This is a genomic window from Helicobacter bilis (assembly GCF_900198365.1).
Taxonomy (GTDB): Bacteria; Campylobacterota; Campylobacteria; order Campylobacterales; family Helicobacteraceae; genus Helicobacter_A; species Helicobacter_A bilis_B.
On sequence record NZ_FZMS01000063.1, the window covers coordinates 1 to 18261 of the forward strand.

20 protein-coding genes, 2 tRNA genes and 1 other RNA gene are annotated in these 18261 nt (G+C 34.8%); 16 read left to right on the plus strand and 7 right to left on the minus strand.

Translation table 11 applies throughout. The features are described from left to right. Positions 1–137: 137 nt before the first annotated feature. The 3 genes from C6H08_RS08310 to C6H08_RS08320 all read left to right on the plus strand — a co-directional run bounded on the left by C6H08_RS08310 (position 138) and on the right by C6H08_RS08320 (position 1613). A tRNA-Arg gene (locus C6H08_RS08310) sits at positions 138–214 on the plus strand. A gap of 244 nt (positions 215–458) precedes the next feature. Continuing rightward, positions 459–534: transfer RNA gene (locus tag C6H08_RS08315), tRNA-Val, on the plus strand. Positions 535–926: 392 nt separating this feature from the next. Next, entirely contained in the window at positions 927–1613 is a 687-nt protein-coding gene (locus C6H08_RS08320; RefSeq protein WP_004087350.1) for a triose-phosphate isomerase, read from the plus strand. Between the two features lie 178 nt (positions 1614–1791). On the opposite strand, the gene C6H08_RS08325 is transcribed toward C6H08_RS08320, so the two are convergent. Continuing rightward, entirely contained in the window at positions 1792–2463 is a 672-nt protein-coding gene (locus tag C6H08_RS08325; RefSeq protein ID WP_052092616.1) for a tetratricopeptide repeat protein, read from the minus strand. A 140-nt stretch (positions 2464–2603) separates the two neighbouring features. Between C6H08_RS08325 and glyQ the strand changes: the two genes are divergently transcribed. The 4 genes from glyQ (at position 2604) to C6H08_RS08350 (ending at position 6048) form a co-directional block, all read left to right on the plus strand. After that, positions 2604–3503, plus strand: coding sequence for a glycine--tRNA ligase subunit alpha (gene glyQ / locus C6H08_RS08330; protein ID WP_034562539.1), 900 nt, complete (start codon positions 2604–2606; stop codon positions 3501–3503). Between the two features lie 39 nt (positions 3504–3542). Further along, positions 3543–3971 carry a dUTP diphosphatase gene (gene dut / locus C6H08_RS08335; RefSeq protein ID WP_194145901.1) on the plus strand — a complete coding sequence of 143 codons (429 nt, stop codon included), beginning with the start codon at positions 3543–3545 and terminating at the stop codon, positions 3969–3971. Positions 3972–4349: 378 nt separating this feature from the next. Next, positions 4350–5129 (plus strand): J domain-containing protein, encoded by a 780-nt coding sequence (locus C6H08_RS08345; RefSeq protein ID WP_034579264.1) that lies wholly within the window; start codon positions 4350–4352, stop codon positions 5127–5129. A 19-nt stretch (positions 5130–5148) separates the two neighbouring features. After that, positions 5149–6048: an NAD(+)/NADH kinase gene (locus C6H08_RS08350; RefSeq protein WP_034562545.1), complete on the plus strand. Its 900-nt coding sequence runs from the start codon at positions 5149–5151 to the stop codon at positions 6046–6048. Between the two features lie 52 nt (positions 6049–6100). Here C6H08_RS08350 and C6H08_RS08355 read toward each other — a convergent pair whose 3' ends face one another. Both C6H08_RS08355 and C6H08_RS08360 read right to left on the minus strand, forming a co-directional pair. Then, entirely contained in the window at positions 6101–6673 is a 573-nt protein-coding gene (locus C6H08_RS08355) for a hypothetical protein (RefSeq protein WP_034579267.1), read from the minus strand. Positions 6674–6766: 93 nt separating this feature from the next. Further along, on the minus strand, positions 6767–7285 hold the full coding sequence (locus C6H08_RS08360) for a MarR family winged helix-turn-helix transcriptional regulator (protein ID WP_034562547.1): 519 nt from the start codon (positions 7283–7285) through the stop codon (positions 6767–6769). A gap of 77 nt (positions 7286–7362) precedes the next feature. Between C6H08_RS08360 and rnpB the strand changes: the two genes are divergently transcribed. Continuing rightward, an RNA gene (gene rnpB / locus C6H08_RS08365) (RNase P RNA component class A) lies at positions 7363–7681 on the plus strand. A 117-nt stretch (positions 7682–7798) separates the two neighbouring features. Here the strand turns inward: rnpB and C6H08_RS08370 are convergent. Next, positions 7799–8173, minus strand: a complete 375-nt coding sequence (locus C6H08_RS08370; RefSeq protein ID WP_034562550.1) for a hypothetical protein — start codon at positions 8171–8173, stop codon at positions 7799–7801. A gap of 143 nt (positions 8174–8316) precedes the next feature. Between C6H08_RS08370 and ispG the strand changes: the two genes are divergently transcribed. Together ispG and C6H08_RS08380 are read left to right on the plus strand one after the other, a co-directional pair. After that, positions 8317–9402 carry a flavodoxin-dependent (E)-4-hydroxy-3-methylbut-2-enyl-diphosphate synthase gene (ispG, locus tag C6H08_RS08375; protein ID WP_034579269.1) on the plus strand — a complete coding sequence of 362 codons (1086 nt, stop codon included), beginning with the start codon at positions 8317–8319 and terminating at the stop codon, positions 9400–9402. A gap of 19 nt (positions 9403–9421) precedes the next feature. After that, positions 9422–10090 carry a YggS family pyridoxal phosphate-dependent enzyme gene (locus C6H08_RS08380; protein ID WP_034579271.1) on the plus strand — a complete coding sequence of 223 codons (669 nt, stop codon included), beginning with the start codon at positions 9422–9424 and terminating at the stop codon, positions 10088–10090. Here C6H08_RS08380 and C6H08_RS08385 read toward each other — a convergent pair. The 3 genes from C6H08_RS08385 to C6H08_RS08395 all read right to left on the minus strand — a co-directional run bounded on the left by C6H08_RS08385 (position 10080) and on the right by C6H08_RS08395 (position 13491). Then, a complete protein-coding gene (locus C6H08_RS08385; protein ID WP_199773197.1) occupies positions 10080–10400 on the minus strand; it encodes a hypothetical protein in 321 nt (106 codons plus the stop codon). The two genes, C6H08_RS08380 and C6H08_RS08385, sit on opposite strands and share 11 nt — an antisense overlap. A gap of 423 nt (positions 10401–10823) precedes the next feature. Beyond that, positions 10824–12434 (minus strand): carboxynorspermidine decarboxylase, encoded by a 1611-nt coding sequence (locus tag C6H08_RS08390; protein ID WP_080745654.1) that lies wholly within the window; start codon positions 12432–12434, stop codon positions 10824–10826. Positions 12435–12531: 97 nt separating this feature from the next. Further along, entirely contained in the window at positions 12532–13491 is a 960-nt protein-coding gene (locus C6H08_RS08395; protein WP_034562498.1) for a chemotaxis protein, read from the minus strand. A 242-nt stretch (positions 13492–13733) separates the two neighbouring features. On the opposite strand from C6H08_RS08395, the gene lepB reads away from it, so the two are divergent. The 6 genes from lepB (at position 13734) to C6H08_RS08425 (ending at position 17512) form a co-directional block, all read left to right on the plus strand. Further along, the gene (lepB, locus tag C6H08_RS08400; protein ID WP_034562497.1) at positions 13734–14648 is read left to right on the plus strand and encodes a signal peptidase I; all 915 of its coding nucleotides are present in this window, start codon (positions 13734–13736) and stop codon (positions 14646–14648) included. A 47-nt stretch (positions 14649–14695) separates the two neighbouring features. After that, positions 14696–15364, plus strand: a complete 669-nt coding sequence (locus C6H08_RS08405; protein ID WP_034562495.1) for a site-2 protease family protein — start codon at positions 14696–14698, stop codon at positions 15362–15364. A gap of 13 nt (positions 15365–15377) precedes the next feature. Further along, positions 15378–15815 (plus strand): ribose 5-phosphate isomerase B, encoded by a 438-nt coding sequence (gene rpiB, locus C6H08_RS08410; protein ID WP_034562493.1) that lies wholly within the window; start codon positions 15378–15380, stop codon positions 15813–15815. Position 15816: 1 nt separating this feature from the next. Then, a complete protein-coding gene (locus tag C6H08_RS08415; RefSeq protein ID WP_004087343.1) occupies positions 15817–16155 on the plus strand; it encodes a hypothetical protein in 339 nt (112 codons plus the stop codon). A gap of 156 nt (positions 16156–16311) precedes the next feature. Beyond that, entirely contained in the window at positions 16312–16872 is a 561-nt protein-coding gene (gene apt, locus C6H08_RS08420) for an adenine phosphoribosyltransferase (RefSeq protein ID WP_034579917.1), read from the plus strand. A gap of 340 nt (positions 16873–17212) precedes the next feature. Next, the gene (locus C6H08_RS08425; protein ID WP_034562489.1) at positions 17213–17512 is read left to right on the plus strand and encodes a YciI family protein; all 300 of its coding nucleotides are present in this window, start codon (positions 17213–17215) and stop codon (positions 17510–17512) included. Positions 17513–18261 lie beyond the last annotated feature (749 nt).

Sequence of the window (18261 nt, forward strand, 5' to 3'; positions counted from 1 at the left end):
CCCAAAACAAGTTATGAAATAATATAACTTGGCATAATAAAATATTGACCTAAACTTAATTCTTTATAAATATTCTTTAAAATTTTAAACTATTAAGCTATTTTTTATATTTTTTTCTATATAATCACAAGCTAATTGTGCTCGTAGCTCAGCTGAATAGAGCAACAGGTTGCGGTCCTGTAGGTCGGGGGTTTGAATCCCTCCGAGCACGCCACTCCTTTAAGTTAAAATTTTATCAAGATGCTTTATGTTTTCTGTTTGTAGCATTATACATCATTAAAGATATGGCGACATGATATTAAATCCCCTGATATTGTATTAATGTGGTTAGAAATAACTATTTAATACAATGTTTTTTTTTGACTGCGATTTCAGAATCTTGTTGTGATCTGTAGAATGGGAACTTAATGTTTATGATAAAATTAACGCTTACACATATCGCTTTAAATTTCTTGGGTGGTAGCGTAGCTCAGTTGGTAGAGCACTATCTTGACATGGTAGGGGTCGCTGGTTCGAGTCCAGTCGCAACCACCATTTTCTAAATCTGATTGTATCTTATAAAATATAACTTGCGTGTTTGTTATTTGCAGGATTGAATTGTGAAACATAATCTCATATCTACTATACAGAAAAAATGTTTGAGACTTCTTGCGTATATCAATTCTCTATGTTTGCAAGTCTATTAAACTCTTTCTTTCCGTCATACCAAATATTATATTTCTAAACTCCGCGTGTATTTAAGAACTCTTTTTTAAACATTATTATTCTGCTTCATTTCAACATGGAACATTTAGTTAAATTCTTAAATATTACTGCAAGAATGTCTTGGAGCGATTCTGCGATATATAGTCTTTTATTTATATTTATTAAATTTTATAAACACACAATATAATTTTAAACTAAAATTTAATCAAGAAAGGATTATAATGAAAACAATTGCTGCAAATCTTAAAGCAAATCACACTCCACAAAGCACATTAGCATATTTATCTCTCCTGCAAACAGAACTCCAATCTTTACAAAATGCTAAAAAACACAATATTATCGTGTTTCCAAATCAAGCAAGTCTAACAGATAATATATACACGCATTTTGAGATTGGCGCACAGAATGCTTATCCTATTCAAAATGGTGCTTTTACGGGCGAGATAGGACAAGAGGTGCTTAATGCCTTAAAGATTAAACATATTATGTTGGGGCATAGTGAGAGACGGCAAATTTTAGGCGAGAATAATGCTAAGATAAAAGAAAAGTTTGAGTTTTTCATGCAGGAAAATATGCGTATTATGCTATGTATTGGGGAGGATTCTGGTGTGCCTTGTGTTAGGGATTTTTTAGAATCTCAACTACAACATATTGACCTATCTTATCCGCTATTAACGATAGCCTATGAACCTATTTGGGCAATAGGCAGCGGAAAAACGCCAAGTCTTGAAGAGATTGCAAATATTATGCAAATATTAAAGGATTTAGGTGTTAAAAAAGCATTATATGGGGGCAGTGTTAATAAGGATAATATCACTAGTATTTGCTCTATTTCTGATGGTGTATTAATAGGTGGTGCAAGTCTTTGTGCTAAAAACTTTTCGCAAATGATTGCTTTGGTGGAGTAGCTTTGATAACAACAATAAAAGGGATTGTTATCAGGCTTAAATCGATTGCTTTATAGCTACATCAATAATGTATCACACGCGATTTGAATGAATATCAAGTCTGCATACTGAACTTAATGATATAGCATTAGTTTTGCAAAGTACCTATTCTATACTCTCATCACTCTTGGTTTTATTGCTACTTTCTTTCTTCATTATATTCTTCCCCGCTATATTCTTCCTGCATATCACCTTGATACTCATCAAGGAAATTACAAGATTCATTATTACTCAAAGAACACCCTTTTTCAAAATACATTTTTGCCTTATCTTGATTTTGTATCACGCCTAAGCCCTCTTTATAGGCTATGCCAAGTTGCAGACAGCCAAGCCCCTCTCTGTTATCACAGATTTTTTCAAAAAGTGTATTTGCCATTTCATAACTATGTCTCACACCTAAACCATCATAATAAAGCATAGCAAGATTATAGCAGCCACTCATACTGCCCTTATTACAAGCGATTTTATAGTATTTTTTTGCTTTTCTATAATTATTTAGTCGCTGATAGCTAAAGCCTAGTTTATCACAACCTTCTTTATGATTATTATCACATGCTTTTTTGAGATAGGGGAGTGATTGTGTGTATTCTTGCACTTGAATGTATAGCCACCCGCTAAATTCACATTCCGTGCGGACATTGCAGGTGCGTATATCTGGTAGATTATCATTTAAAAGCTTTTCACAAGATTCTAAATGCGAGTTCGCACAAGCTACAATGGCGTTTTTTCTCTCACTCTCACTTAACTCATTTTTAGAATCTTTTGCATAGCATAGATAAAAAAGCATAAGAAATAGAATGTATAATCGCATAGTTTTCCTTTATCCCTTACCTTTAGAATTATAACACACTCTATAATTTCACAGGGTAGTTTCAATACACAAAGCATTAAAACTTCATAATCTTTTGCTATGCTACACTTTTTTAGCGATATTTTTTAACAGGGGCTTTTATGCTGACATTTTCAGAGATTCTATTAAAGCTACAAACATTTTGGGCGAATGCTACTTTTAATAACACAAAGGGCTGTGCGATTTTACAACCCTATGATATACCTGCTGGGGCTGGGACTTTTCACCCCGCTACATTACTAAGAAGCCTTGATAAGACGCCATGGGCTACCGCCTATGTCGCACCATCTCGCAGACCAACTGATGGACGCTATGGGGAGAATCCAAATCGACTTGGTAGCTATTATCAATTTCAAGTTTTAATTAAACCCTCACCTGATAATATACAAGAGCTATATTTACAGAGTTTAGAAGCTTTAGGGCTAGATACAAACGCACATGACATTCGCTTTGTAGAGGATAACTGGGAGTCGCCAACACTCGGGGCATGGGGGCTTGGCTGGGAAGTGTGGCTTGATGGTATGGAGATAACGCAATTTACCTATTTTCAGCAAGTAGGCGGTATCCCTTGTGAGAGTGTGAGTGTGGAGATTACCTATGGGGTTGAACGACTTGCTATGTATATACAGGGGGTAGAATCTGTATTTGATATTGCATGGAATGAGAGTATGAAGTATGCTGATGTGCATTTGCAAGGTGAATATGAATTTTCAAAATATAATTTTGAAGTGGCAAACACTGCATTTTTATTTACAAGCTTTGAAAACGCACAGAATGAAGCAAGGAATTGTCTGCTTGCAAAGCTGCCATTACCAGCCTATGACTATACTATGCTATCAAGCCATTTTTTCAATGTGCTTGATGCAAGGAAGGCTATCTCTGTCGCACAAAGACAAGAATACATTCTAAAGATAAGAGAGCTTGCAAAAGGTTGCGCCACGCTGTATAAAGAGCAAGAAGAAGAGCGACTAAACCGCATAGAATCTGTAAAAAGCAAATAAATTTTATACTAGGATTTAAGAATGCAAACAAAACATGCCATTATCCTGCAATTTAAAAAGCTACATGAAAATGCGATAATACCGCAGTTTGCAACGGCTGAATCTGCTGGATTTGACTTTCATGCTTTGGAGTCTTATGTATTAAAAGCAAATAGTCATGCACTCATACGCACAGGTCTTTGTATGCAGATAGATAAAGGCTATGAGATACAGGTGAGAAGTAGAAGCGGTTTAGCCTTAAAGCATAAGATTATGGTGCTAAATTCCCCCGGGACTATTGATAGCGATTATAGGGGGGAGTTGCAAATCATTCTAGCAAACTTTAACACACAAGATTTTGTTATAAATGCTGGGGATAGAATCGCACAAGGTGTAGTAGGTGCCTTGCCACAAGTAAATATCATCGAAGTAGCAGAAGTGAATGAAACAGAGAGAAATACAAATGGCTTTGGTAGCACAGGTGTGTAGGTTATAGTTTCTAAAACAACCGCTTGTCATACTAAGCCTTTAGGCGAAGTGTCTAACACGGAATCTAAAAAAGATATTTCGTGCTTACGCGCTCAATATGACAAGATTTCAGATTCTCTATCTTTATGAGTGGATGCAGGGCTTTGGAGTTGCATTTTGCTAGATTCTAGAGACTAGTGAGTTTAAGATATTTGGAATGAAAAATGCTACTTTTAGAAATAACCATGAAGCCTTATTAGAATCTAAGGCTATGATTTATGTTTGATAAGATTAGGTGTAAGGGTTATCTTTGCATAATTTTGCTATAATCTTTTAGAATCTGTATAATTATATTATTATCAATAGATAGATATGCTTTAGGGTTTTTAGGGTGAAGTGATGATTTCTTGTTGCGACAAATATGTGCAAATAAAGCTTGCTGAAGATAGCAAGATTCTACCAAAGGTGCTTTCTTATGCGAAAAAGCATTTTAGTCGCAATTATAGATTATCAAGCTCTGTTTTGATTCTCGATGACGGTGAGATAGTTAAGAAAAACTATCTTATTAATTGGTGCTATCATGCGGCAAATCACTATGACCCAAACGACAATACTGAATTAGAATTTGCCCTAGCAAATAGCCATTTACCCATACGCATAAAGATGGTAAAATCTACTGACCTATTAGAGAGAATTCGCGTAAAAATTCAAATGATTGGCACTTCTCGCATTATTCTCACATTAAGCAAACGCAACAGAGTAGCAGAACGCTACATTAAAGCCATGTTTGGCTCTCACTACATAGGCATGAGACAAAATGAAATTTATTTACAATCAGGCAATGAGTTTTTTTGGGAAAGCGTTATGCGATTTATTGGCAATCGCATTATACATAATATAGTGCTATCCTTTGAATATAGCGATTTTAATGCTGATGAGATCACATTTTTGACCTCGCAAGAAAAAGAGCTTAGGCAGTGTTATGCGATTTTAGATTCTCAATTTGGCGATGATTTTGAGCTTGTGAAAAAGCGTTATCTCAAACTAGCAAGAGAATATCACCCAGATAATTTCTATGGTGAAAATGAAAAAGAGATTCTAGACTATACGACAAAATTCCATAAGATTACAGAAGCATATAAGACGATTAAACGCACAGAACATTTGCATACAAACTAGCCAGAATCAAGGATAATACATGGAGCAAAAAGAACGCAATGTAGAAAAAGTAGGCATTATCTTGCGTCCCCAAAGCACTCATATAAAGCCTATTTTCTTAGAGATACAAAAGAAGCTAGAAAAGGCAAATATACAAGTTATGCTAGAATCTTCTAGTGCGAAAATGCTAGATTTAGAATCCATTGAAAGCTATGATATGCAGTATCTATGTAAGCATGTAGATATGCTATTTAGTATCGGTGGAGATGGCACACTTTTATCTGTTGCAAATCAAAGCTATGGCAGCAATGTGCCTATACTTGGTATAAATTCTGGTAGGCTTGGATACTTAACCATCGCATTACCACATGAGATAGATAACCTTATCCCTCGCATAAAGCATGGAGAATATAGTATCAATAAGCATCTTATGCTAGAAAGCTATGTAAAGAAAAGCGATATGCAAGAAAATGGGGGGCTAGAGATTCCACAGCCATTTATCGCCCTAAATGAGTTTTTGCTATCAAGGGCTGGTGTTAGCGGTATGCTAGAGATTGAAGCATCAATTGAGGGTGTATTGTTTAATCACTACCGATTAGATGGACTACTTGTAGCAACGCCAACTGGCTCTAGTGCATACAATGTATCTGCTGGCGGAAGTCTTGTGTATCCAAATTGTCGTAATGTATTACTCACGCCTATATGTGCGCATTCTTTAACACAAAGACCACTAATCCTTGATGATTCCTTTATTATTGAATTGAAATTTAAGAATGCTGGCACACTTATATGCGATGGACAACAGAGAATTTCTATGCCAAAAGATAGTATCATTTGTATTAAAACCGCAGAACACAACGCACATCTTGTAGAACTCACGCCAAACTTCTATTTCATGCGATTAAGAGAAAAGCTCGGCTGGGGACAGATTGAATCTTAATTAAAACCTAAATTATAAAAGCAAATATTACTACACCCCAATGTATTTTATCTTACTCTTTTATTTTTGCAGAATAATAGAATCTATATCCAACTAAAACTTTTGTTGTCCCTTGTGTTGTGAGTGTTTGATTTGCCACAACCTTATCTATAAACATTGCCCCGCCTCCAAACTCAAAGAAAAATGTATGCCCATTTTTTGTTATAAACTCATGTCCTATACCAGCACTCACTTCCCCATAATATGGTGAAGTCCCAAACGAGTTATACTTGCCGCCGGTTAGCCCAAAGCCACCACTAAGAAACAAATATGGGCGAAAATAGCTTATCCCAATAGCTGTAGCCACAGAACTCCCTGTAAGATAGCTTAGAGTCATTTTATCGCTAAATAGCAAAGTAGCAGTGTCATATTGTGTGCTAGCTAATTTCATACCAAAGCTTTCCGCACCGATAAAATTTCTCCACTCTACAACCCCACTTTTTATAATCGGCATTCCAAATTCAATCCCAACCCCCATACTCGCACCCACTCTTGCATGAACGCCGATAAGATAATCGCTATCTTGTAAAAACTCTTTTGCCACACAGCAACCAAATAGACACAATATACCCACAAACTTCCGCATACAATCCCCTTATTTCACAAGTTTATAATACCGCTATTATTAGCAAGATTCCATAAACATTAATGCTTTTGTAGAAAAATGTAAATCTGCTTTTTACACGCAATTTTCGTGTGATGTCTTTTGTGTATTTTTACAATAATTAATAATTTTTTCTAAACTCTCATGAAATTGCTTTATCTCACAAGCACTCATAGCACTCTCTGGTTTTTGTGCGATAGTCTCAAAATACTGACACACTTCTATGAAAAATTGCTCTCCATTTTGTGTCAAACGAACGACATGAATGCGTTGGTCTTTAATAGATTTTGTCTTAATCGCATATTTTTTCGCACATAAAGTTTCTACACAGCGACTAACCGTGCCTCTATCTTTTTGCATAATCTTTGCAAGTTGATTGATATTTAACTCTTTTGCAAGTGATAGGGCATGTAAAACAGCAATTTGTTCAAATCCAATATGAAAAGTTTTAAGATGACTTATAGCAAACTGCTTCATTTTGCGTGCTGCTAACATAAGATGTGGGACAACATGCTCTTTTTGAAAAAGCTCAATTTTCTCAAGAACTTCTGCATGTAACTCATCCTCCAATTTATCGTCAATGCCATATGTCATAATGCCCTCACCCTTTATAAAATGTATTTTGCATTCAAAATAATAACAGATTTTTTAATTTTTTGGTATTATTTCACGCGGTGTAGCAAGTAATTGCTTGAAAAAGAGGAAAGTCCGAGCTACAAGAGATAGGATTCCATTTAACAAATGGCTAGGGTAACCTAAGGGAAAGTGCAACAGAAATATACCGCCATGTTTCACATGGTAAGGGTGAAAAGGCAGGGTAAGAGCCTACCGATTTCTTGGCGACAAGAAATGCCATGCAAACCCAATCCGTAGCAAGAATAGCAGGTTAATATCTCTGTCTTTAAGCTATTCGCTTGAATAATATTGCGAAATATTATCTAGATAAATAATTACTTAATACAGAACTCGGCTTATAGCTACACCAAATATTCATAATAATTACGCATAAAAATTCACAGAATCTTACTCTATCTAATAATATTCTAACTCTACCCTTAACTAAAATTTTCGGCATACAACATAATGTTAGCCCTACTTGCAATCCATCTACTTACCATTTTTTTCAATAAGATTTAATATCTCGTGCTTTATATCTGGATTTGTTTGATATTTTTGCACCATCTCTTCTAGAATCTCAAATAGCGTTTCCATTTCATTTGGATTTGTTTTTCTGTATTCTAGAATCATTTTTGCCATTGCGACACTGCTATCAATCTTATCGCCCATATCTTTTTTATCTTGGATCTTATCTGCCTCCTTTTTAACCTTAAGGCTAAATTTTATAAGCTTTGCAAACTTTAGTGGCGATGATAAGATTCTGCCAAGCATATTACTACCAAATACCTTTATAATCGCTACTATACTGACGATCTTTCCTGCCATCTCTTCATCTCCCATATTCTCTAGTGTTTCTAAATCCATTTGCATTCCCCATTGTGATTTTCACTTTCAAAGCAAAATAGATTCCATAAAAAATAATCTGTCATTATGTGGTAATAGAAAAATCAATTAAAATATGTTAGAATCTGGGCTATTAGATTCTAAAACTCACACAAAGGATTACAATGCAAAGCGATAAAATAAAGCCTCGCTACCCCACAAAGCAAATTTATGTCGGCAATGTAGCCATAGGTGGTGATGCACCAATTAGCGTGCAAAGCATGACTTTTAGCAAAACCCATAATATTGAAGAGACAAAAGCGCAACTTGATAGATTGCAACTAGCTGGAGCTGACATTGTGCGTTTAGCCGTGCTAACAGAAGAGGACGCACACGCACTAAAAACGCTAAAGGGAATGACAAGTCTGCCCCTTATCGCAGATATACATTTTAAATACAAACTTGCATTAATCGCTGCTGAATCGGTTGATTGCATACGCATTAATCCGGGCAATATCGGCTCAAAAGAAAAGATAAAAGAAGTGGTAAAAGCATGTAATGTGCGAAACATTCCTATACGAATTGGCGTAAATGGCGGCAGCTTAGAAAAAGAATTTGAGCAAAAATATGGACCAACACCAAAGGGCATGGTAGAATCTGCCCTTTATAATATCAAGCTTTTAGAAGACTTTGGCTTTACAAATATTAAAGTATCCTTAAAAGCAAGTGATGCACCACGCACGATGGAGGCTTACGAGCTTTTACGCCCATTAGTGCCTTATCCATTCCACTTGGGTGTTACAGAGGCTGGCACACTGTATCATTCTATGATTAAAAGCTCCATTGCATTAGGGAATCTTCTCATGCAAGGAATCGGCGATACTATGCGTTGCTCTATCACAGGTGAGTTAGAAGAAGAGATTAAACTTGCAAAAAGCATTTTACGCTATTCAGGCAGACAAAAAGAGGGCATTACCATTGTATCATGTCCTACATGTGGGCGGATACAGGCGGATTTGGTCAGTGCGATTAAGCGAGTAGAGACAAGACTAGCACATATTAAAACGCCCTTGCAAGTAAGCGTTATGGGCTGTGCGGTAAATGCGCTTGGCGAGGCAAAACACGCAGATATTGCCATAGCCTTTGGCAATAAAATAGGGCATATTATAAAAGGTGGCAAGGTCTTAGCAAAAATGAGTGAAGATAGCATTGTAGATAGATTTGTAGAAGAAGTGGAGATTCTAGCAGCAGAGAGAGAAAAAGAATCCTAATAATATAAAAGGGAAAAATATGATTTGTAAGAATCTAGCAAAGACTTTAGAATCTATTGAGAAAATAAAAGAGCGTTATAATAGAAAAGATTCCATAAAACTTATTGCTGTGAGTAAATATAGTAATATAGATGAGATACAACAGGCTTTTTCATGCGGACAAATCGCCTTTGGGGAGAATAAAGTCCAAGATTTAATGGCAAAAAGCAGATCCCTATCTACACACAACATAGAGTGGCATTTCATCGGCACTCTACAGGAGAATAAGATTAATATGCTAATACAAATTAAACCCGCACTGCTTCATTCCCTGCATTCTCTAAAACTTGCACACGCTTTGCAAAAACGGCTTATGCGAGAAGATTATAAGATGAAAGCCCTATTACAAGTCAATAGTGCGAATGAAGATTCTAAAAGTGGCTTTTGTGTGGAATCTGCTTTTTCTAGCTATCTTGAGATTCTAGAAACATGCCCTAATATAGAGCTTAATGGGCTTATGTGTATGGGTGCAAATAGTGATGATAAAGCCTTGATTGAAAAAGGCTTTTTGCAAACACAGAATCTTTATGAGCGACTAAAACCCTATAATGCAAACATTCTTTCAATGGGTATGAGTAGCGATTATGAAATCGCCATTGCATGTGGGAGCAACCATCTTCGCATTGGGAGTAGTATTTTTAGGGGTTAGATTCTATAAAGCAATCTATATCAAGTGGCATAAACTTTAGATATTTCTGTGTAGTTTTCTCGTATTCTTGGCGTGTGAAATGGAAATAATAGTTTTGTGTATCCTCTGCAACAATACTTGCACCAAACTTTTGATGAAATGCAACTACGCATTCATTTTCTTTTCTCACATCAAAATGACTTTGTGTAAATCCAAGCCCATAAAATGCAAACTCATAAACACAACAAACAGATTCTATTGCAGCATAAAAAGGTGCATTTTCAATAGTGATAAAACTCCCCCAACAAAAAGAATCCTCTAAAAAAATCATAAAGATGCACCAAGCCAAGTGGCACATTCAAAATAATAATTCCACAATTTAAAATCCATTCCTTTCGCCTTTCAATATCACAACATTAGTATTGTGCTTTGATATAACATCAACCCTAAATCACAAAAAGAGAATAAAATGTATCCCACAAACCTCCCCGAAGAAGAGTTAAAGACAAAGGTCAAAGAAGACTTTTTCAGCCCAAATCCCAAAAGTGAGCTAATATAAGGCTAGACAAAGAGCAAAAAGCCCTTTTAAACACGCTAGATTCTACACAAATTCTAGGCAATGTTGATTTTTGTATAAGTTTATAACGCAAAAACACTTTTCAGCCCATAAACTTTTTATGGGAGGAAGCCAAAAAGGGTAATAAGGCAGATCTATAGATTCAGATTGCCTACTTTAGAAACTTTGCCGTATGCATTAATTGCGTTCCTTAAAATCTGTATAGCTAAACTGCTTTAAGAGTTTAAACTTACCATTCTCTACAACACCAAGACTAGGGAGTTCTACACCATTGAAGGTTGTGTTTTTTACAATAGTATAATGTATCATATCAACAAATGCTATCTTATCGCCAACTTTTAGGGGCGTATCAAAACTATAATCCCCGATTACATCACCTGCAAGACAAGTGGGTCCGCCAAAGCGATAGCAATACTTCCCCTTTTCTTCATCTAAGTCAGATTCTATAACCGCATTTCCTTTAGAATCTTTTGTGATCTTATAGCATGCGGGGCGATAAGGCATCTCAAGGCAGTCTGGCATGTGGCAGCTCGCACTCACATCAAGTATGGCTACTAAGCCCTCATTCCCTACAATATCTACCACTTCGCCGATTAAATCACCTGTTTGCCAACCTACTGCTTCACCGGGCTCTAGCATGACTTGAATGCCATTATATTTTGCTCTAAAATCCTTGATAAGATTCACAAGCAAGGTGCAGTCATAATCGCTTCGTGTGATATGATGACCGCCGCCAAAATTCACCCATTCACAATGTGCAATGTAATCACCAAAATGCCCTATCACATGTGGCAGTGTCCGCTGCAGGGCACTAGAATCTTGCTCACAGTGTGTATGAAAATGCAGTCCGTTAAAATGTGCTTTAAAAAATGAGAATGTATCTGTGTAGTTATATTTTCTCGCAAGATTCTCCAAATCTCTATGAAAAACGCTGGGTATAATACCTAAGCGACTTTTGGGGATACATGGATTATATATTGGTGGGCTAACTTCGCTATACAAGGGATTAATGCGTAGTCCTATATGAATTTGTGGAATCTTTTTTGGAAGCTCAGCTTGTAATACTCCATTTTTTTTGCATTCTAATAGTATTTGATATAACTCTTTAATAAGTTTATTTTGTGATTCTATAAAAGGCTTAAATCGTTCCCATTGCCCTAAGGAATTAAAGATAATATGCGTTGCATAAGGCAGTATATGTTGCATTTGAGATTCTTTATAAGCTGGGGCAAAGACACATATTTCTTTATGTATAAACATATTTAATAGGGCGTAAGGGATCTCTTTGCAAAGGGTTTGATAATTATCTTGATTTTCTAGTGTTGTATCTAGATTATTAAAAAGGGATTCTATATTTTGTGCGTGTGAAGTTTGTTTAGTATAATTTTTTGAGATATTTTTTAGATAAGGTAGTAACGCTTTTATCACTTCTTTTACATTAGAATCTTGCTGCATTAAAGGTGTGGCAATGCTATCAAATGCTAAAAGCGTTTCATTTACACCACTGCAAGTAGCCCCTTGTAACTTTGTGCGGATATTTTCAAATGCCCTCCAAAAGCTATAACCCTTTAATGCAACTAAGATATTTGCTCCAGAATCTTTTGCGACATTTTGTAGTAGCGTAATATTTGCATTAAGAGAATCTCTGCATAATACATAGCTTGGTGTTTGTATCCCAAAGGCTAAATCTGTATTATTTAGCACTTGTTGTAACATAATCTTATTATCTAAAAAGTCTTTGTGCCATTTTGGCATATTGTCTATTGATCTATCATCTGTTTGCTGCATTGCTAATCCTAAAATATTTAGAAACTTTTACTTCACAGGGATATAGAATCTGTTATTCTCTCATGCTTAATATTTATAAAATAATGAAACCATGAAACTAACGCAGCATTAACTCTCGCACAGCTTTTTCAATCTCAACAGGATTTGACTTTGATATAAACTCATCTGCATCAAGTGATAGCGCCATCTCTTCATTACTTGTCCCACTCATTGATGAATTTACAACAATAGGTATATGCTTTGATGCGGCATTTGCTTTGACTTGCTTAATCACTTCAAAACCACTTGCTTCAGGCATTTCTAAGTCAGTGATAATTAGCCCAATTTCTGAAATATCTGTATCAGGGCTAAATAAATGATCGAGTAATTTTTGCCCATTGATAAAATCAAGATGTATAACGCCTAGCCTATTAAGAATAGTTTGCATGGTTTTTAGCACACTTGGACTATCATCTGCAAGTAATATCTTTTTAGTAGTAACGACTTGATTAATGCTTTCCATCTCTTTATTTTTCTCTTCTTCAATCCATGGAAATACATCAATAAGCATTTTTTCAATATCAACAACTTGCACCAACTTACCATCATAATATCTTGTGCGTGAGACAAGCTTACCATTACCCCCACCGCTACTGCCTACACCTGCACTTTGTTCTATCTCTGTCCATTTTTTATTTAAGATTCTATCTGCCTCATAAATACGCACACCGATAGTCCATTTTGAAAACTCACATATCATTATAATATCATCTTCACCCTTTTGTCTTGGCACAGCAAAGCTACGCAGATTCTTTGTAGGCATCGCAGGATCATAGAAAAACCACTTACGCATGTCAATAAGTGGTATCGTGAGTTCTCTTATTGTAATAAGCCCTTCTACAAGGGAGTTTGGCTCATGGCTCACAATAGTAACAGCCCCATTATACTTCACAACTTCCCTTATTTTAAATACATTAACTGCATATAAATCTTTTCCTTTTTCTAAGCGAAAACAAAGTAGCTGCAACTCGTTATTTTTATGCAAACTTGTTACTTGATCGATATTTGACATTGCCATATTTAAGCCTTTATTAATAAAATTGCACAATTTTGTAAAATCATAGCATATTTATTCTAACACAACATACTGTTTTAATAGAATCTTGGTGTGATGAAATATAAAATCATGCTATGAAAACTAGTTTTAGTTTAATCCTTAAGATATATTGAATACAAAGGGAAAATCTAAATATTAAGTATTTAATAGTAGAATTGCACTTTTGTATAGTTTCTCTAAAACTTTTTTGAATAAGGGTGTATATGAAGATTCTAAGATGGATTAGCAATTTTGTTTCAAGTTGGACTGGTGCGATTGTAATTGTATTATGTTTAGTGTTTTTTGTGGCACAAGGCTTTATTATCCCTAGTCGCTCAATGGTTGGCTCGCTGTATGAGGGCGATATGATGTTTGTCAAAAAATACTCGTATGGAATCACAATACCAAAGATTCCATGGCTTGAGATACCAATACTTCCAGATTTTCATGGCAATAGGCATTTAATCGAGGGAGATAGACCAAAAAGGGGGGATATAGTCGTATTTAATCCGCCCGGTGATGATAAGACATATTATGTAAAGAGAAATTTTGCGATCGGTGGCGATAAAGTGATATTTGCAAAAGATGGCATGTATTTGCGACCATTTGAGGGAGATTCCTATATTGATACACATTTTAAAGACTATGAAACAAAAGAGTTTCTAAATGAAAGGTATGTAAAAGAGCCGTATGCTAGAGAATATGTTGGGATTCATTATGGAGAGAAAGATTATAGGGTAGAGCCTTTTCAAAGTTATGAGGTAATGCGTGTTCGTGCTAATAGAGGGGGGACAAATAATACCTTGCCAAACAATCATGGCGTAGCTATGGATATTAAAAATGATAATGGAGAAGAGTTTTTTTATAAAAAAATTGATGAGGATTGCTTTTTCATGGTTGGGGATAATCGCGATAATAGTGAAGATTCTAGATTCTGGGGTGTGGTAGATTATAGTCGTATTGTAGGACAGCCTTGGTTTACCTACTTTAGCATAACTTTGACTGATAGTATAGAATCAGAGGCAAGCAATCCTATCAATCGATATAAAGTGCGATGGAAAAGAATGTTTAAGGGTATAGAAACTTTGCAAAAAGATGCACAGAAATTTGAAGGTGAAATTAGACCTTATAATCTTTAGATAGATTTTAATATGTGTAGTGTTTCAAGGTAGTTTTAAGGATTAGTATGGACGATTTAGATATAACTGAAGTTGGAATAACTATTAGTTTTTATGTCGTTGCGCTATTGTTTTCTGCAGTTGGCAGGGAGATTCTATCTGGTTTAATGGCATTGCGTTATGGTGATGAAACGCCTAGAGTTTCTAACCGCATAACCCTTAATCCCTTGAAACATATTGATTTATTTGGCACTTTTATCATTCCATTTACATTAATTATTTTAGGGGCAAATTTCATATTTGGATATGCAAAGCCCATGCCGATCAACTATGAAAATATTCAAGAAAAAACGGGATATAAAGGCTGTCTTTATGTCGCATTATCTGGGACATTTTTTAATTTTCTTGTTGCATTGTGCTGTGTGGTTATTTTGCGATTTGGTATAGATTTAGGACTTATGCAAAATGGCGGTCTTATTATGCAATTCTTTTTCATTTTGTTGCAGGTAAATGTGATGCTTGCAGTCTTTAATCTATTGCCTATTCCACCGCTTAATGGTGCATTAATCCTAGCATATATAGGACTTTATTTCAACAATAGCTTCTTTGCAAGATTGTATAATAATGTTGAAAAATATGGTATGATTCTACTCATTATTATTTTATTGTTTCCGCCGACAAATGAAGCAATATTATGGATTATGAAAAATACGCTCTTATTCTTTCTAAAACTTTAATAAAAGGAAAATTATGTTATTCATAGCAAGTGATCATGCAGGGATAAAGATAAAGCAAGTGGCGACAAAGTATTGTAAAGAACACAACATCGACTTTAAAGACTTAGGTGTGCATGTTAGTGATAGTGTGGATTATTCTGATATGGCAGAGGCTGTGTGCCAAGAAATGCTAAAAGATATTGAAAATAGTCGCGGGATACTCATTTGTGGTAGTGGAATTGGAATGAGTATTGCTGCTAATAGGCATAGAGCTATTCGTGCTGCCCTATGTTTTGATCCCTATATGGCTGCTGTCGCAAGAAAGCATAATAATGCAAATGTGCTATGTTTGGGGGAAAGGGTGATTGGAGCTGGAGTTGCTGAGGCTGTTATAGAAGTGTTTTTAAACGAGACTTTTGAGGGCGGCAGACATGCAATAAGAGTGGAAAAACTCACAAATACAAAGGATTAATATGGGTGATGTAGTTGCTTGGTTTGGACTGACTATTTTTATTCTCTTTGTTTTATTTATGGTTGTAGCGGCTTTTTATTATAAAAGCATAGCTCAAAAAGAGAGAAAAGAATCTTCACACATGAAATATACTCTTGTAGAAACAGAGGTTTTAATACAAAAGCATCAGCTTTCACTCCAAAGGGCATTAGGTAATATTGACATATTGACAAAAGAGCTTAACTCTTTGAAAAGTGAAGTTAAAACACTCAAGCAAAGAAACTCACAATATCGTATAGAAACAGATAACTATAAGAGTCGAATTAAAGATTTAGAGCAAAAGATAGAAGCACTCTTATAATCTTTACATAGGGATAGTGTGATGTTTTTTAGACTAAATTTTACAAAGGGATTAAGCATGGTAAGAAAAAAGACCAATGAGATTGAAAAGCCCATTAATGCTTTTAGCGAAGAAGACTTAATGCTAGAAGATTCTACAAACCAAACTGAAGTGAAAATGGCAAAACACAAGCCCACATTGCGTGAAGAGATAGAGCAAGCAATCACAGATGTGCCAGACTTTCCAAAGAAGGGAATCTTATTTAAAGATATTACGACATTTTTGCATAATGGCAAACTTTTTAATGAATACATACAAATGTTAGCACACAGATACCAAGCCTATAAAGTGGAATATGTCATCGGCATTGAAGCAAGGGGTTTTATGATAGCCTCTGCTCTAGCATTTGCATTGAATGCTGGATTTGTGCCGATTAGAAAAAAGGGTAAATTGCCCGGCAAAGTGCTTTCACAAACCTATTCACTTGAATATGGAAAAGATTCTATGGAGATAAAAGAAGATGCCTTTTCAGGCTTAAAAGGTGTTAATGTCATTCTTATAGATGACTTAATGGCAACGGGTGGCACAGCTTGTGCGGCATTGAAACTTATCTCAAAACTTGAAGCAAAATGTATTGAGCTATGCTGCCTTGTAAATCTACTTGAATTTGCAGAAAATAAAGAAAGAAAAGAGATAGAATCTAAAACTCATGTTTTTTCGCTTATTGATGTGGAATAAGGGATTTTAGAATATTTGTTATATTTGAGTGGGTGTGAGGTTTAAGGTAAGAATATTTAGAAACTGCACTTTTAAAATTTTTTGCCTACCACAATAAGCAAGAGATTCTATTTATTAGTACCAAGCGATAGCAAGACTTTTAGCATAGATTCTAAAGGAGAGAATTATTTAATACTCATATACTCTATGCAAATTTACTCACACTTGCAAATATAACAGGCAGTAAATTCTAGAAACTATACTTTTATATAACAAGGTTTTACACATTATAAAGATGGAAATTTTAGAATCTTGATATTTTGTAATTATAATATATAAACTCGATAGAAAGGAAATGACAATGAATACATTATTTGTTTGTAAAGTAAATTATACAAAGCCTTTTAGTGAGGTAGAAAAATTTTTAGCAGAGCATAGAGCGTATTTAAAGTTAGGCTATGATTCCAATATGCTTCTTGCTTCAGGCCCTCGCAATCCAAAAGATGGTGGATTGATTATAGGTAGATTTGAGAGCAAAGATTCTGCACTCGCATTTGCCAAAAATGACCCATTTTGTATCAACAAAGTTGCTGAATACGAAATTATTGAATTTGAAGCAGTTTTACACGCTAAGATCTTAGATGATTTTTTGAATGTGTGATATCAAACTTTAACTTCTCAACACCCAAAAAACACTTAATCACACATAAAAAACACACCAATACATAAAAGCCTTTAAAGTATTTAAAGTATATATGTGTGCAATACTTGCTTTACATGTTACTTTTTATGTTTTTAATGTATCTTTTAATCTTTTGTTTGTTAGTAATGTTTGTATTGCATATTTTATTAAGTTTGTATCTAGTCTTTAATGTTTTTGTATTGTGTGTAATTTTAATTTGTATCAAAGTATTAATTAATTTGTAATTTTGTATTGCTTAGTTTGTAACACTTGTAAAGTGAAAATGTAATATATAATCACTAGATAAAAATCATATAAAAAAGGATTAGATTTTAAGTTATAATGTAAGGGTATTTAAAAAGATAGGAAAGAAACAAAACTTTAAAACCTTATTCATACGACACAATCAACACTGAAATCTTTAGAATATGTGTTATTTTACTTGTAATTTTATGTAATAATGCAAATAAGGATACACAAAAAGTAAAAAGGCTTTTTTGCTTAGTGTTTAGAGTTAAAAAAGGTTGTATTTTTCAAGTAATGCGATTTACTTAGATACAACTTTATGGAAAGGTTTGTAGGTTGTTTATAATTTTATAAAAACAGTTAAAGTGTTGTGAATATGGGTTTTGCAATGTGATCCGTATGCATGTGGTTCAGATTACACCTTGGCTACTCACTTCGCCATCACCAAAATCCCATTCAACTTCTACTAACTCAATAGAAGT